Source organism: Chitinophaga agri, from assembly GCF_010093065.1.
In the GTDB taxonomy this organism is placed as follows: Bacteria; Bacteroidota; Bacteroidia; order Chitinophagales; family Chitinophagaceae; genus Chitinophaga; species Chitinophaga agri.
This window is the reverse complement of the sequence record NZ_CP048113.1, coordinates 5,055,411-5,070,921: the sequence shown is the minus strand read 5'-3', so window position 1 is coordinate 5,070,921 and position 15,511 is coordinate 5,055,411. Positions and strand designations below refer to the sequence as shown.

General features: G+C 44.7%; 13 protein-coding genes. 6 read left to right on the top strand and 7 right to left on the bottom strand.

The window, feature by feature from the left end; genetic code table 11:
• The first annotated feature begins 610 nt into the window (after window positions 1-610).
• A complete protein-coding gene (locus GWR21_RS20205) occupies window positions 611-1,684 on the top strand; it encodes a hypothetical protein (protein WP_162333498.1) in 1,074 nt (357 codons plus the stop codon).
• An 84-nt stretch (window positions 1,685-1,768) separates the two neighbouring features.
• Here the strand turns inward: GWR21_RS20205 and GWR21_RS20200 are convergent, their stop codons facing one another.
• Window positions 1,769-2,926 carry an MFS transporter gene (locus GWR21_RS20200; RefSeq protein ID WP_162333497.1) on the bottom strand — a complete coding sequence of 386 codons (1,158 nt, stop codon included), beginning with the start codon at window positions 2,924-2,926 and terminating at the stop codon, window positions 1,769-1,771.
• A gap of 44 nt (window positions 2,927-2,970) precedes the next feature.
• A complete protein-coding gene (locus tag GWR21_RS20195) occupies window positions 2,971-3,717 on the bottom strand; it encodes a DeoR/GlpR family DNA-binding transcription regulator (protein ID WP_162333496.1) in 747 nt (248 codons plus the stop codon).
• Window positions 3,718-3,811: 94 nt separating this feature from the next.
• On the opposite strand from GWR21_RS20195, the gene GWR21_RS20190 reads away from it, so the two are divergent.
• The gene (locus tag GWR21_RS20190) at window positions 3,812-4,333 is read left to right on the top strand and encodes a 5' nucleotidase, NT5C type (protein WP_162333495.1); all 522 of its coding nucleotides are present in this window, start codon (window positions 3,812-3,814) and stop codon (window positions 4,331-4,333) included.
• Here GWR21_RS20190 and GWR21_RS20185 read toward each other — a convergent pair.
• A complete protein-coding gene (locus tag GWR21_RS20185; protein ID WP_162333494.1) occupies window positions 4,328-4,774 on the bottom strand; it encodes a hypothetical protein in 447 nt (148 codons plus the stop codon). The genes GWR21_RS20190 and GWR21_RS20185 overlap by 6 nt on opposite strands.
• A gap of 166 nt (window positions 4,775-4,940) precedes the next feature.
• A complete protein-coding gene (locus GWR21_RS20180) occupies window positions 4,941-5,564 on the bottom strand; it encodes a helix-turn-helix transcriptional regulator (protein ID WP_162333493.1) in 624 nt (207 codons plus the stop codon).
• 395 nt (window positions 5,565-5,959) lie between these two features.
• Between GWR21_RS20180 and GWR21_RS20175 the strand changes: the two genes are divergently transcribed.
• The 4 genes from GWR21_RS20175 to GWR21_RS20160 all read left to right on the top strand — a co-directional run bounded on the left by GWR21_RS20175 (window position 5,960) and on the right by GWR21_RS20160 (window position 11,203).
• Window positions 5,960-6,259 carry a hypothetical protein gene (locus GWR21_RS20175; RefSeq protein ID WP_162333492.1) on the top strand — a complete coding sequence of 100 codons (300 nt, stop codon included), beginning with the start codon at window positions 5,960-5,962 and terminating at the stop codon, window positions 6,257-6,259.
• Between the two features lie 209 nt (window positions 6,260-6,468).
• Window positions 6,469-8,382, top strand: a complete 1,914-nt coding sequence (acs, locus tag GWR21_RS20170) for an acetate--CoA ligase (RefSeq protein WP_162333491.1) — start codon at window positions 6,469-6,471, stop codon at window positions 8,380-8,382.
• 187 nt (window positions 8,383-8,569) lie between these two features.
• Window positions 8,570-10,189, top strand: coding sequence for a RagB/SusD family nutrient uptake outer membrane protein (locus tag GWR21_RS20165; RefSeq protein ID WP_162333490.1), 1,620 nt, complete (start codon window positions 8,570-8,572; stop codon window positions 10,187-10,189).
• A gap of 69 nt (window positions 10,190-10,258) precedes the next feature.
• Window positions 10,259-11,203, top strand: coding sequence for an alpha/beta hydrolase (locus tag GWR21_RS20160; RefSeq protein WP_162333489.1), 945 nt, complete (start codon window positions 10,259-10,261; stop codon window positions 11,201-11,203).
• Window positions 11,204-11,452: 249 nt separating this feature from the next.
• Here GWR21_RS20160 and GWR21_RS20155 read toward each other — a convergent pair whose 3' ends face one another.
• The 3 genes from GWR21_RS20155 to GWR21_RS20145 form a co-directional block, all read right to left on the bottom strand.
• Complete coding sequence (locus GWR21_RS20155) at window positions 11,453-12,025, bottom strand: L,D-transpeptidase family protein (RefSeq protein ID WP_162333488.1); 573 nt, start codon at window positions 12,023-12,025, stop codon at window positions 11,453-11,455.
• 164 nt (window positions 12,026-12,189) lie between these two features.
• Entirely contained in the window at window positions 12,190-15,138 is a 2,949-nt protein-coding gene (locus GWR21_RS20150; RefSeq protein ID WP_162333487.1) for a M16 family metallopeptidase, read from the bottom strand.
• 102 nt (window positions 15,139-15,240) lie between these two features.
• A complete protein-coding gene (locus GWR21_RS20145; RefSeq protein ID WP_162333486.1) occupies window positions 15,241-15,498 on the bottom strand; it encodes a hypothetical protein in 258 nt (85 codons plus the stop codon).
• Between the last annotated feature and the right edge of the window lie 13 nt (window positions 15,499-15,511).

Genomic DNA, 15,511 nt, shown 5'->3' with positions numbered 1-15,511 from the left:
TATTACTAATTGAAAATTTAAAACCTAACTGATTTTATACCATTCTCGGAACAAAAAAATCGTGCAAAATTAAGGGTTTCAAAGTTTATTGTGGTAATTAAATTTAACGCGCTGAGGAAAACAAAGTTTTAAATCCTTTATTAATAAGCGCTTAGCAAGACGAATAATATTATTAAACATATTAGTTACTGCGAATGTCCGGCATCTGAAACCAACTTTCCCCAATACCCGGTTCCTGCGTTTATAAACCGGTAACGGATAACCACGAAAACCGGCATATTAAAGAAGTATTTACCATTATCACATTCCGGAAAAAACACATACTTTTATATGACATAAAGTTCGTAAAACGGATCTAGACAGGTATAAATAGTTATATATTAGCACGTTAGAAGAACGTCAGGTTATTTATTCAATTGAAAATCTCAAATAAAGCAAAATGCGTATATAATATGCCTCTTTTGTAATATGATAAACAAGTTATAAGCGTATAGGGACAATACAAACAAATGATATCAACACAATGCTGAAGAGAGGCCTGATCGGTCACTACTTTTAAATATAACACTGAACTATTTGATCCTTAGAATCTAACAAACCCTGATACCAAATGAAAAAGCTTTTATTAATCGGCGCACTGTCCTGTGCAGTCGCTTTTCACGCTTGTAAGAAAAGTGACAATAACACTGGTGGGGACGACGAACAACCAGAAAAAATCGACACCGTACACCTTGGAGACAGAACAATGCTGGCCACGAAAGTGAAAGTCGCTTTCGGCATTTATTCCAAAGGCAGTATACCTGCCGCAACTGATGTAAGTGGTACACCAACATTGGTCGAAGACAAAAATCTCGTCAACGCGATCAGTGGCCGTTACATCGTTATCAATCCTAACTTCGATTACTATGAGTCTACTGTAAAAGGGTATTATGTGTCTATCAACGGCAGTGGCGCCTATTTCAAAGTAGACTACTCGTCTAACCGTGGGTTTTACAGAGAGGCGACCGGCTTTCCCTCCTCATTAGGCCGCCAGGGAGACTATGTAGATTCTTCTATCATCATTAAACTGCCCGCTTATATTGTAGGCGACACGCTGTCTCTTACCTATGCGGCATATGACTCCCTGGGTCATGTGAGTAATCATGTAAAGTCCCTGGTACGCATACACAGCCAGAATAGTATTGCTGATTACCAGGATTTCGTTGGGTCATGGAAAGTCAACAGGAAGACCGACGTCAATGGTAAATGGCAGAACTATTATATACCAGATACGTCCCGTACCAGCTTCACCTGCGAAGGAGGCAAGTTAAAATACTGCATTAACAGCGGGATTGAGTGTTTTGAAGACATTGCCGCCATTACCGGAGTGACCAAGTATGACATGATGTTCACCGATCAGAATGAATTTAGTGAACTCTTCTCTGCGACGGCCTCCCGTGTAGTACTGGATAATTCTACCTGTGATAAACTCACCTATGGTACGCAGACACAAACGAAACTTGAAAAAGGCGGTTGGTCTTTCAATCCGGAAACTAAGATCCTGACCATAGTAGTAGACAACAATGGCCTGGAGTACGCGAACTTCTATTCCTATTCGGTAAAGATCCTGGAAATGACGCCGCAGATGATCACCATCGTGAACACAGCCAATACAACCTACCAGGTGGAATTAGTAAAAAAATAATCATCTCTTTATTTCATAATATGCCGAGGGGCTGATCATGATGATCAGCCCCTCTATTTTTCTAAAACACTCCTCAATATTATATTACTCCTTCACCCTGGTACTCATCACTGCAATACAGGTTCCCATCAGGGCGATGATGAAGAAGGATATGCGTAGGCTGGTCGCCTGCGCCACAAGCCCGATCAACGGTGGGCCCGCAAGGAAACCGAGATAACCAATGGTGGATACTGCCGCCAGCGCCATACCCGGAGATAAGGTCTTACTACGGCCGGCAGCGCTGTATACCAGTGGCACTACGGACGATACCCCTGCACCTACCAGCAAGAACCCGATCATACCGGTATTGAACCCAGGGAATAATACGGCGACGGACAACCCCAGTGCCGTCAGCGTACCACTTAGCTGCAGCATACGTTTGAATCCAAGCCGGGGCATCAGCCAGTCCGCCACAAAGCGGAAAGCAGCCATCGTAGTCATGAAGGCAGTCAGGCCGTTACCCGCAGTCTCCAGCGGAGCACCGATCACCTTCTTGAAGTATACCGCACTCCAGTCGAACATTGCACCTTCACAGATCATGGAACAGAATGCAATAACGCCCAGGATCATCAATGCCTTGTCAGGCCATACAAACATAGGCACTTTCTCTCCGGAGGCTGGTGCATCATGCGCTACCACAAAACGGATAGCCACACATACGATCAGGATGCCGATGGCTGTGATACATAAAAAGTGCTGATAAGGCACTATGCCAGCGCGCGACATTTGTCCGCCGATAGCACCAGCTGCAAAACCTCCCAGACTCCATAATCCATGGAACGATGCCATGATAGGGGTCTGGTACATCGCTTCAACCAGAACAGCCTGTGTATTTACAGCGATATTGGCCAGGTTACCAAAGAATCCAAATACCAAAAGGCAGGAAAACAACTGCCAGGCATTGCCTGTCAGCCCCAGCACAGGTAATACGCAGACGTAGAGTATCCCTGCTATCATTACGACGGTACGGCTACCATACTTACTTACCAGCATACCGGCTACTGGCATAGATAAGAGAGAACCGATCGGCGGAGCCAGCAACATAGCGCCGAGTACACCCTCCGAAAGGTGCAGCGTCTCCTGGATAGCGGCGATCCTCGAAGCCCAGCTGCCGAAGCAGAATCCCGTCAGAAAAAATAAAGCGCTCACGGCTATGCGTGCGTGCTTCTTGTTAAAATAATTGACTGTCAAGCCCTGTAACATGCTACTACATTAATACTTTGAAATACGAAAGTTCACTGTTCCTGTCAGATAACATTTATTCCAAGCTGTCGGTAAGGTGCTGCCAGAGATAATCCGGCTTCATCTGTTATAATTGTGTCCATTGCCGTTATACTACAAACCTTGTAAGGTTCTGCTGTACCCATTTTATCGCCTGTTACCAGGGCTATCACCCGGTTAGCCGACTGCACCATTACATTTTTCACGGCGGCTTCGTCCATGTCTGGCCCCGTCACACCTACTTCAGTGTGCAAACTGCATACGCCCATAAAACAGATATCAGCCCGTAGCTTTTCTATCATGCGAATAGTATCGATGCCGGCAGTAACCTGCGAACTTTTAAAGATGCGGCCGCCGGTGAGGATCACTTCCACACCAGGATGTTCCATTAGTTGCATGGCAATGGGAATACTGGGAGTCACTACGGTAAGTTGCAGAGAGGGCGGGAACAATTTTACGAGCGCATAGGTAGAGGTACCACCATCCATAATAATGGTTTGCCCATTATGAAGGAAAGACAACGCCTTAGCGGCAATAGCCTTCTTATCGTCCTCATGTATATTGATACGCTCATTAAATGTATACGGATGCGGCGAGTGAGGGATAGCGCCACCTCTGACCTTGATCAGGAGCCCGTTCTGGGCCAGCGTCTCAAGATCGCGCCTTACGGTATCTTCTGATACCTGCAGATCATTACTCAGTTCAGTGTGCAATACTTTATGGTCCGTCTGCAACTTCCTGAGTATATAATCAAAGCGCTCTTCTTTTAGCATATTCTCGCAATTTCCAGCAAAAATACGAGAATTATTGCAGGAAATTGTTACATATTCGTGTTATAATGCATAACTTTGCAAAAAACAGCATAATATGGCAAGAATTGCGATAGACATGGACGGCGTTATGGCAGATACCACGCAGCAGATGATCGACTGGTATACGCAACGCTATGGCGTAGAGGTAGACAAAGCCACCCTATACGGTTTACCGGAAGCGACAGGTTTTCCACACGATAGGGAAGTAATGAGAAGCTTTCTATTTGAGCCGGGCTTCTTCAGAACCAAACCAGTAATTAAGGATAGCCAGGAAGTGATCCGGGCGTTACAGGACAAACATGAGGTATTTATTGTATCAGCAGCGATGGAGTTTCCGCCTTCACTGGGAGAGAAACTGGAGTGGCTGGGCGAGCACTTTCCATTTATTTCCTGGCAAAATATCGTATTCTGTGGTTCAAAGTCGATTGTCCAGGCAGATTATATGATTGACGATCATGTGAAGAACCTGCAGCCTTTCAAGGGACAGGGACTGATGTTCACCGCACCACACAATGTACATGTGACTGATTTCAGGCGGGTTGACACCTGGCAGGAAGTAGCCGGTATATTACTATAGGTCGATCTTCGCCTTGTTATTGACACTATTATAGGCGTACCCTTCGGGATCTGTGGCCAGTCCTTTCCATACTGGAAGGAACAGCAGCTCATAGGACCTGTGCTCGAAAGCATCCGCATCAGTAATGCGTTCGGAAGTAAACTGCCCCCAGGACAGTTGCTCTTCCGGCTGCAGGTGATTGACATCTTTCAGCACAGCATTCATAAACGGCTGCCACCATAGATCGAGAGAGAGTGCGCCTTCGCGTATCATGAGGTGAATGGCCGAGGGCAGGAATGTATAATCCTCCACTCTTATGAGTGCATTATGCTGATCGCTGTTCAGCTTAGCTGCCACCATATCAGCATACCTTTTCCTGGTAAATACTTCTCCCGTAGCACCGGAGACGGGCATTACAAGGTACCACACAGGGGGATCAAATGCATTCGGCAGATAATTCATTAAAAGAAGTATTTATGATAAACATGTTATCATAATAGTAATACACGTAAAACTATAACAATTTTATTATTCATTAAAACCCTTGGGATCAAGGTCCGGAAGGTATGGGTTGAACAATTGTGGAATATTGTTATGGTGTGTCGTTAGTTAGTGCTCTTCTGCTATATCAGCCTTTTTTGGAACGTGCCTGTTTACGTAACTGTAAGATGTCCTTTTTAGCAGTTTCAAGACCTTCTTTCAGGGATGAATAGCTTTTCAGTAACATGTTGTGCTCCTCTAACAACTTGTAGTACTTTTCTCTTAACGCCAGCATTTCATCGTTTTCCGCCTGACGGGCATCTTCCAGTACGCCCGGATGCAGGAAGCCTGTTGCCGTCATTTCCAGAGCCCTGACTACCCTGTCAAGTTCTTCGGTACCAAAGACATCTTTCTCGAACAGGTTGTACATTGTTCGCCGGCTCATTCCCAGACGTTTTGCTAACCGGGTCTTGTTGAGCCCCCGCTCTCCTATGAGCTCCATTAGCCGTTCGCCATGATGCAGCACAGCCGTTTCCGTACTTTTTTCTCCATTGGCGGAGGGAACACTGTTCCATTCGTAGAATTCTTCCGGTGTAATACCGATGATCTCACAGAATTTTTCAAGGGTGCTACGCTTCATATCACTCTTGCGCAGATGATAATGTGCAATCTGGTTAGTGAAACCAGCCATATCTGCGAAGTCGACTATTTTAACTTTCTTCTGCTTTAATATTTGTTTCAGGCGCTGGCCCATGTGGATTAACCTGGACATGTATTCTATATTTTACTGACAGTGGTTTGCGCTGGTGTGTAATTCATACAATATAATAATTATTTCCATTTCATTGTCATAATTGAAAATTCATATAGACAATATAGTTATCAGTGTGATAATATCAATAAAAACACTTTTTCCGAATAACAATTCAGTATACATTGTGTTTCAATGTAAAGCAATGAAATATGGTGCAACACGGGTGCGACAAACGTACATAACAGTTTATTTAACAATTGATTGTGAACACCCCACCACTTGAAAAAATATTTCTATAAAAATGGCTATAATAAATTTTTTATAAATAGATTTGCTTACATCGCAATCATTATTATTATAGTAGTAAGACGCTCTCAATTAATCATTATCATATTAAATCAAAAACTTTCAACATGAAAAAAACAATGCCTTCCACAACCCAACCAATCAATTTGTTACAGGATGTGCATTCCAGAATGATCAATCTTCCGATCTATTTCCGTGAGCGTGTTTGCGAAGAATGTTCCTGGAGTATTCCTACTTTCTACCGTAAAATGCGAAACGCGGTCAAAGTAGGCGGTCTTGAGAAAGAAAGAGTTACTCCCAATCTGAGCAATGCAGAAAAAGAAAAGATCATTGCCGTCCTCGATGAAGTGTTCCAGGGTTTCTGGGAATACTGCGAGAAATACAGGAAAAAACCAGCTAAAAACTAATTAAACACCTGTACACTCATGACCTATGCGCGCTTTAGATGCTAACCCGGGCCCCTCCCGGACCAGCTGAAAAACTCAATCCCTGGCCCCATCTTTCACTATTCAGGACATATACAGGTTTGTTATTGACTATTGCCCATTTTTACTAAATTTAAGCTGCAGATTGCTAACACGTTATTTACATTGAACAATAAAAACTGATTGCAGCTATGGCTTATCCGTATCAGATCAAGAGTTTAGAGGATTATCAACAGCAGTACCAGCAGAGCGTAATCGACCCGGAAGGCTTTTGGGCAAACGTGGCAGATCACTTCTACTGGCGACGTAAATGGGATAAGGTACTGGATTGGAACTTCAAAGATCCGGATGTAAAATGGTTCACAGGCGGGAAACTCAATATTACCGAAAACTGCCTCGACCGTCACCTCGGCACGCTTGGCAACACGCCTGCCATCATATGGGAACCTAACGATCCTGAAGAACGCCATCGCGTTATTACTTACCGTGACCTTTATAATAAAGTATGTCAGTTCGCCAATGTGCTGAAGAATAATGGCGTAAAAAAAGGAGACCGCGTTTGTATATATATGGGTATGATCCCCGAACTGGCCATCGCAGTACTTGCCTGCGCCCGTATCGGTGCCATCCACTCTGTTGTTTTTGGTGGCTTCAGTGCGCAATCTATCGCCGACAGGATCCAGGATGCACAGGCCAGCCTTGTCATTACGTGCGATGGTGCGTTCCGTGGTAACAAAGATATTCCGCTCAAATCAGTAATTGATGACGCCCTGATCGGATGCCCTTCCGTCAAAAAAGTGATCGTGTGTACGCGTACCCGCACGCCTGTCAGCATGATCAAAGGTCGCGACCTGTGGTGGGAAGATGAGATCAAACAAGTCGAAACCATGGGTAACCCGCCCTGCCCTGCTGAGGAAATGGATGCAGAAGACATGCTCTTCATCCTGTATACTTCCGGCTCTACGGGTAAACCTAAAGGTGTTGTACACACCGTTGGTGGTTACATGGTATATGCCAACTACACTTTTGTCAATACCTTCCAGTATCAGCCGGGTGAAGTGTACTTCTGTACCGCTGACGTAGGCTGGATCACTGGTCATAGCTATATTATATATGGTCCACTCAGTGCAGGCGCTACCACCCTGATGTTTGAAGGGGTACCTACCTATCCTGATGCAGGCCGCTTATGGTCTATCGTAGACAAATTCCGGGTAAATATTCTTTATACAGCACCTACCGCTATCCGCAGCCTGATGGGATACGGTCTCGGGCCTGTTAATCATAAAGATCTCAGCTCGCTCAGAAAACTGGGTAGCGTTGGTGAACCTATCAACGAAGAAGCATGGCACTGGTTCAAAGATCATATTGGTAAAGGACGCTGTCCGATTGTCGATACCTGGTGGCAAACAGAAACCGGTGGTATCATGATCACACCCATTGCCGGCATCACCAAAGAGAAACCAGGATACGCCACGCTCCCACTGCCAGGTATTCAACCAATACTGGTGGATGAAACAGGTAAAGAAGTAACTGGTAATAATGTGAATGGCAACCTCTGTATAAAATTCCCATGGCCAGGTATGCTGCGTACTACCTATGGCGATCATGAACGTTGCCGTACCACCTACTTCGCCACCTACGAGAACCTCTACTTCACCGGCGACGGCTGTCTCCGGGATGAAGACGGTTACTACCGCATCACTGGCCGCGTAGATGATGTACTCAACGTGAGCGGCCACCGTATCGGTACTGCTGAAGTAGAAAACGCCATTAACATGCACGCCGGCGTAGTCGAAAGTGCTGTAGTGGGTTATCCGCACGACATCAAAGGGCAAGGCATTTATGCATATGTCATCACCGAAAGACAGACGCATGATCCTGAACTGACCAAAAAAGATATCCTGCAAACGGTTTCCCGGATCATTGGCCCGATAGCCAAACCGGATAAGATCCAGTTTGTAAGTGGATTACCAAAAACACGTTCCGGTAAGATCATGCGCCGTATCCTCCGTAAGATCGCTGAAGGAGAACTGGACAACCTGGGTGATATTTCTACCCTGCTCGATCCTGTTGTTGTAGAGGAGATCAAGAGAGGCAGACTTTAACAAATTTTAACACGTACTAACACTCATATTATCTAAAGGGCTGAATGTTTCAGCCCTTTTTTTGTATTCTTGCACCACGGAAACCGAGATGCCCAACACGTCATGTGATGACGTAACCCATGTGATAAAGTAGTAATCAATTAAACCTGATATACCATACCATTGTACGACGTACAAAATTTTACCCATGAAAAAATTACTGTTCCCTGTATTGCTATGCGGCTTGTTTGCCTGTAAAAAAGACAAAGAAGAACCTGTAGCGCCCGCCACCTCGTCATTGCGTATCACCGTATGGGATGGTGCAAAATGGTACCCCGGAATGCCCAAAGGCACTGAATCACAACAGGCCACTGTCCAGTTATTCTCCACCCGCAAAGACTACCTGAATAAAAAACCAGCCTATACTGCCAAAGTCAACATCTTTGGTGTTGCCGAATTTAAATCAGCGGCTCCTGGTACCTACTACATTGTTGCATTTGACGGTGACAAAACAAATACCTGGGACGATGGCAAAGGACATACAATGGTGGCTGACTCTCTTTTCCAGACAGAAAAAGAAATAACTGCTCCTGAAACACCGTTTCAGGCAGGCGCGCACCCCGGCGACTTCCGTTTCAAAGATTTGAACATGGACATGATAATCAATGGGAATGATGTGGCTGAAGCTCCGTTCGACAGTGTGGCACTCCAGGAAGGAGCATCGATTGAACACTCGGTTATCATCGGATTCAAATCCAATTATGAAAGCACTTTATATAAGCTTCTATCTGAAATAGAATCCGAACTGTCATATACAGCCACAAATATTAATTCAGTCACCCAAATAATTAATATACTGGATGGCATGCTAAGTGACGATGCTGACTGTAGCAATCTGCCTGACTGGTGCGAGCTCGACAACTTTACTTTTAATGCTTATAATAGCCAGATCAGTAATGTTTGGGTATCATCGTATTACAATATCACGCGCCTGAATACACTGCAGATCAGCCTTGACAGAATGCAGGTTAAATATCCGGAGACAACTGCCCAGATCAAAGCTTTACGTGCGTATATCTACCTGACCCTCCAAACGTATTTTGGTGGTATCCCCACCATTGATGGCAGAATTGTCAATCCGGATCTAACGCGTAAATCACTGCAGGACACCAGAGCCTACATCAAAAAAGAACTCACCGATGCATTGCCCGCACTTCCTGCTGTAAATTCATCAGAAAAGCAATGGCAGATCACTAGTTATACTGCACATATGTTACTCGCACGACTGGCATTTCAGGAAAGTGACATAGAGGCACTGATCGAGCATACTAATGCTGTCATCAGTTCGAAAGGCTTCTCCCTGGCTGATCCCGCTGCCATATTTGACTCCCCTGCTAATAGTGAGGTGATATGGAACATTTCAAGAAATTTATACGAGCCGTTTAAAACATATTTTGTTCGTGGTAATAACAAAGTCAATTTCTGCCCGATAATCCGCTACACAGAAACATTGCTGTTAAGTGGTTATGGCAAGGTAATGATGAATGACCTTGACGGTTCTACCAGTGTTATCAATGCTATTCGTGCACGTAGCAAAAAAGCAGCTATTTATCCAAAGAACATGGATGAAGCGATAGCTGAACTCGGCACGCTATACAAAGAGGAATTATATCGTGAAGGTTTCCGTTATGCATTCCTTGTACTGACTAATCAGGCCAAAGAGGTGCTGGGTAGCAAAGGATACAAAGATCATCATAACCTGATGCCCATCCCCGCCAACTATCTTAATAACTATCCAAACATGACACAAAACGCAGGCTACAACTAATCGCACTGCTCATAAATAACAAAAGCGGATGTCCTTTAGGAGCATCCGCTTTTTATTTACTTTTACTACATGAAGTTTCTCAAACGCGCCCTTCGCATTATCCTTGTACTCTTCCTATTGCTGAATATTGTAGCGGCCTTCCATGCCTGGAAATTCACTCACTTTTATGACGCGGGTACATTTCATAATAAACACCAACGCCCGGAACAAATGAACGCTGGAGAAAAAGCGAAGATGGTACTGTTTGGTGTACGGCTTTCTAAATCAACGATCAGTAATAAACCTGAAGTTCCCTACGAAACGATCCATCTGCAAACATCCAATGGACTCCAACTTGAAGGCTGGTGGATGCCCCTCGCGAATGCGAAGGGTACTGTTATCCTGTTCCATGGTTACAACGGCGGCAAAGACGGCCCTATTCCCGAGGCAGCCTATTTCCGCCAACTGGGCTATAATACATTGCTAATGGATTTCCGCGCACACGGCAATAGCGAGGGGAATGTTTGCACTGTTGGTTACAAAGAAGCGGAAGATGTCCTGCTGGCCTACAACTTCGTACAGCAAAAAGATGAAAAACACATTATCCTCTGGGGCGTCAGCATGGGGGCGGCCGCTATTCTTCGTGCAGTTCCTACCTATCATCTGCAACCAGATAAAGTGATACTCGAATGTCCTTTTGCAACACTGACAGACGCTGTAAAAAGCAGGATGCGTGCTGTACATCTGCCAGGGTCTCCACTATCTGAAATCCTGACTTTCTGGGGAGGTATCGAAAATGGTTTCTGGGGATTCAGTCATAATCCGGCAGATTATGGAAAACAGATTAAGATGCCGGCTTTGATGTGCTGGGGAAAACATGATAACCGTGTAACACAGCAGGAGACTAAAACTGTTTTCCGTCAACTGGGTACCAGTCAGAAACGCCTGGTCACTTTTGAGCGATCAGGACATCAGTCATTCTGCAGAAATGAAGGTGAAAAATGGAAGGCTGCTGTAAAGTCATTCCTTCAGTAACAAGCAAAAAAAAGCACACTCCACCCGAATGAAGTGTGCTTCACAAGACCAATACCCGCCTTTATGATAGTTCATGATAACAGACTATTGCCTGCCATCACTACAATGCTCCGGGTTAAAGACTATAGTGGCACTGTGTTTAATCATGAATAGCATGTAAGATCTTCAAATGCGTTTCTTACAATAAAGGTAAATATGCGCACTGCAATGTGCAATACAGGGGTGTGTGTGCTGCGATAACAGCCAATATTATTTCCTTATCACAACAGGCGTTCCTACTTTGATAATTTCATAAAGTTCACTGACATCGTTGTTCTTCATACTGATACAGCCCAATGTCCAGTTAATACGACCTTCAACATAGTTATCCCTGATACCGGAATTCCACTCCACGCCATGGATACCAATACCGCCACCAGGCGTTGCTGTTTTAGGCAACTTACCAGCGTCCTGCAGATCATAGAATTTATTCCAGGAATCTTCATTGGGATAGTCCAGCAACATAAAACGGTTCCAGGACTTATCTAATCTTTTACTAAGTATATGGAAAGTACCTTCAGGAGTCAGACGATCTCCCTCCTGACGTTTGTCGGACTGATCGGGATTGCCAAAGACCACTTTATAGATCTTTCTCAACTTTACATCTTCGTACAAATACATCCGGTAATCGCTCTTATCTATCAGCAGAAATACCTTGTTCGGATCAATATCCCCCGGGTGTATTTTAACGGTATATAAATGGTCTTCGTCACCGTTCTTAAAAGTAAATCCTGATACGGTCACAGTCAGCACCAGGAGCATCAACAAGCAATAGCGATTCATTGTCACAGGGATTTTCCAGATTAGTTAACGTTGACTGTCAATTCATTATTGCAGCCACTAAAAATTTAGACCGCAAAAATAAAGAACCATCCGGAATTTCCATTCAGATGAGCGCTGAATGGACCCCGGATGGTTCTTTTTATGACGGCTGAACCGCTATAACATTAGTAACCGAAAATCTCTTCCAGTGTAACAACTTTTACGTCGCCATACTTCTTCAGATCGTCAGCATTTACTTTCTTTTCAGAAGCCAGGATACAGTATGTATATGGCTTGTTAGCAATGTTCTGATCGTGGAACTGTTTCACATTATCGTAGGTGATACCGTCGATCTGTGCGTATACCGTTTTACGGTAGTCAGTATCCAGTCCCAGTTTCTTCGCTGCCAGATAACTGAAAATGATACCGTCCTGCGTAATACGCTCAGTTTCGATATCCTGTTTCAGACTCTGTTTTGCTGTTTGAAATCCTTTGTCAGAACGAGGCATATCATTCAGCAGCTCATTCATACCGTTCACAGCATCGTTCATTTTATCGGCCTGGCTGCCCACGTATGCTACTACAGAATAGCGACCGTCTTTCTTTTCAGGCGCTGCATAATATGCATAGGTAGAATAAGCCAGTGCTTTAGACTCACGGATAGTCTGGAATACGATAGAACCCATGTTGCCACCGAAGTAACCGTTGAACACGCTTACCAGTGCAGTGTTCTCTGCATTATAGGTGCCCGCATTCCTGATCCAGTTCACTTCTGACTGTACCATGTCATAATTGGTGAACAGTACCCGGTTTTTATCCTGAGAGATCTTTTCAAATTTCACAGCAGCAGGTATTGCTTTTGGAGATGCCGGCACCTGGTGTTGCTTGCTGATATCAGCGATAGCAGCGTCCAGTGTTTGCGGGCCATAGTAGATCACTGTATGCTGATAGGTAGGCAGATCATGCAAAATGTCCACCAGCTGTTGTGCAGTCACCCCATCGAGATCGCCCTGGCTCAGCTGATTATTAAACGGATTCTTGTCACCGTACATAGCGAAGCTTGCCAGCCCTTTCAGGATGTTACCTTTATTCAGCTTAGCATCAGAACGGCTCTTACCGATACGGCCTTTCAGCGCAGCGAGTGCCTGTTCATTTGGCTGGCAGTTTTTCAGCAGGTGCTCAAACAGTGCCACCGCTTTATCAAAGTTTTCCTGCAGACCACTGATCGTGATAGTGGTCGCATCGGTACCTGTTGACAAGTTAAAGTTACAGGCAATGTTGTAAAACTCCTTACTGATCTGCTCAGTGGTATACTTGTCAGTTCCCAGGAACTGCAGATACTGTGCTGCCAGTGGATACAGTTTATTGTTCCAGCTACCCATTTCAAAACGGTAGTACAAACGGAAAAGACCATTGTCTTTGTTTTGCACATACAGCACGTCTGCATTACCCAGTTTACCTTTCTGGATATCTTTATCATAGTCCAGCCACAGCGGCTTGATACCGGTAGCAGGCATTTCATTCACCTGTTTCAGGAAAGCAGACTGGGCTTCACGGTTTACCTCTACAGGCGTGATGGCAGGTTTCTCTACTTTCTGGATATTCTTGTCTTCACCTTTACGTTTGTACAGCAGTACATAGTTGTTATTTAGGTATTTATTGGCAAAATCTACAATCTGCTGTTTGGTCACCTTACCCATGTCATCCACGAAAGAGACATCTGTCTGCCAGTTCTTTCCCCTGTGCTTGATGAAGCCGTCCATCAGAGCGTTAGCACGTGTGCTGTTGCTTTCCAGGCCAGTCAGTTCAGCCAGTTTAGCATTGTTCACAATAGCCTTCACCATTGATTCGTCAAACTCACCTTTCTTCAGGATTTCCAGCTGACCGAGTAGCAGATCTTTTACTTCTTCCAGTGTCTGTCCCTGTTTGGCGTTGCCGCTCAGCATAAATACAGAGTAGTCTTTCCACCCTAGTACGCTTGCACCGGATTTCAGGACTTTCTGCTGCTTATTGATATTAAGGTCAAGTAAACCGGCTTTACCGTTACTCAGTACTTCAGAGATCACTGACAGTAATACAGTGGATTTCACATCCAGTGCACCTGGCATACGGAACGCGATCATCACGTTCTCTGCATCAGGACCAAATACTTCTTTTACAATAGGAGCAGTCATCGGTTTCTCCACCGGCGCTTTATACTCCTTTACCGGCTTAGGCTGCATGTAAGAGAAGGCTTTGTCTATCTGTTTGATAACCTGGTCAGCATCCAGATCACCAGCCATGACGATCGCCATGTTACCTGGCACATAATAGGCGTTATAGAAATCGCGGATCACTTTCAGATTCGGATTTTTCAGGTGCTCTACTGTGCCGATGGTGCTTTGCTGACCATAGTTATGCGTAGGGAACAGGGACGATAACATCAGCTCGTAAGATTTACGGCCGTCGTTGTCCAGACCTCTGTTCTTTTCTTCGTACACCGCTTCCAGCTCTGTATGGAACAGGCGGAATACCGGGTCTTTAAATCTTTCTGCCTGTACAGCCAGGAATTTGTCCACAACGTTAGAAGGGATATCTTCTTCGTAAATAGTTTCTTCCACCCAGGTATGTGCATTGGTACCCTGGGCACCCATACCTGACATCATTTTGTCGTACTCGTTGGCGATGGCATACTTTGCAGCCAGACCTGAAACGCTGTCAATTTTGTGATAGACAGCTTTGCGGGCACCGGCGTCGGTGGTATGATTATAAGTATCATACAAGCCTTCGATCTGGTCCAGGTAAGGTTTTTCCTTAGACCAGTCCAGGGAACCGTACTGCTGGGTACCTTTGAACAACAGGTGTTCCAGGTAATGCGCCAGCCCAGTATGGTCAGCCGGATCATTGTTACTACCCGCGCGTGTACCGATCAGGGTCTGGATACGTGGGTCTTTTTTGTTTTCTGAAAGGATGACAGTAAGACCGTTTTTCAGTGTGTAGAAGCGAGCCTTCATAGGATCATTTACGATATACTTGTAAGTATATCCTCCCGATGTGCCCTCTTTCCATTCGTACTTCTTTTGTTGTGCGCCCGCCATTGTAGACATAGAACAGGCTAGCAGCAATAGACAGATTGCTTTTTTAATGAGGTTCATGAATTGGTTTTTGAAAATAAAATAAACATTACCAAATATAATGGTAATGTCCGGATGTGCCCCGGGCGTAATGTTAAATGGAACTTAAAGATGAGCAGTGGCCTATCTTTGTGAGTACAAATACAGGGAATGTTCGTACGGAACATCAACAAACAGGGCATCCAGGGCTACAGGTTGCTGTGCATTAGCAAACAGGTAAGGGTGTCTGTACAGCATGTCATTGGACGAATAACGATCGTCATTAAATAAGTCCTCTCCCGATTTATTAGCATAGATCTTCACCCCCACAATTCTCTTGTCACATGAATGAGCCCAGACAATAAATCCGGTACAGGCCAGAAAGGCAATAAAAGAACGCATACATCTAAGATTT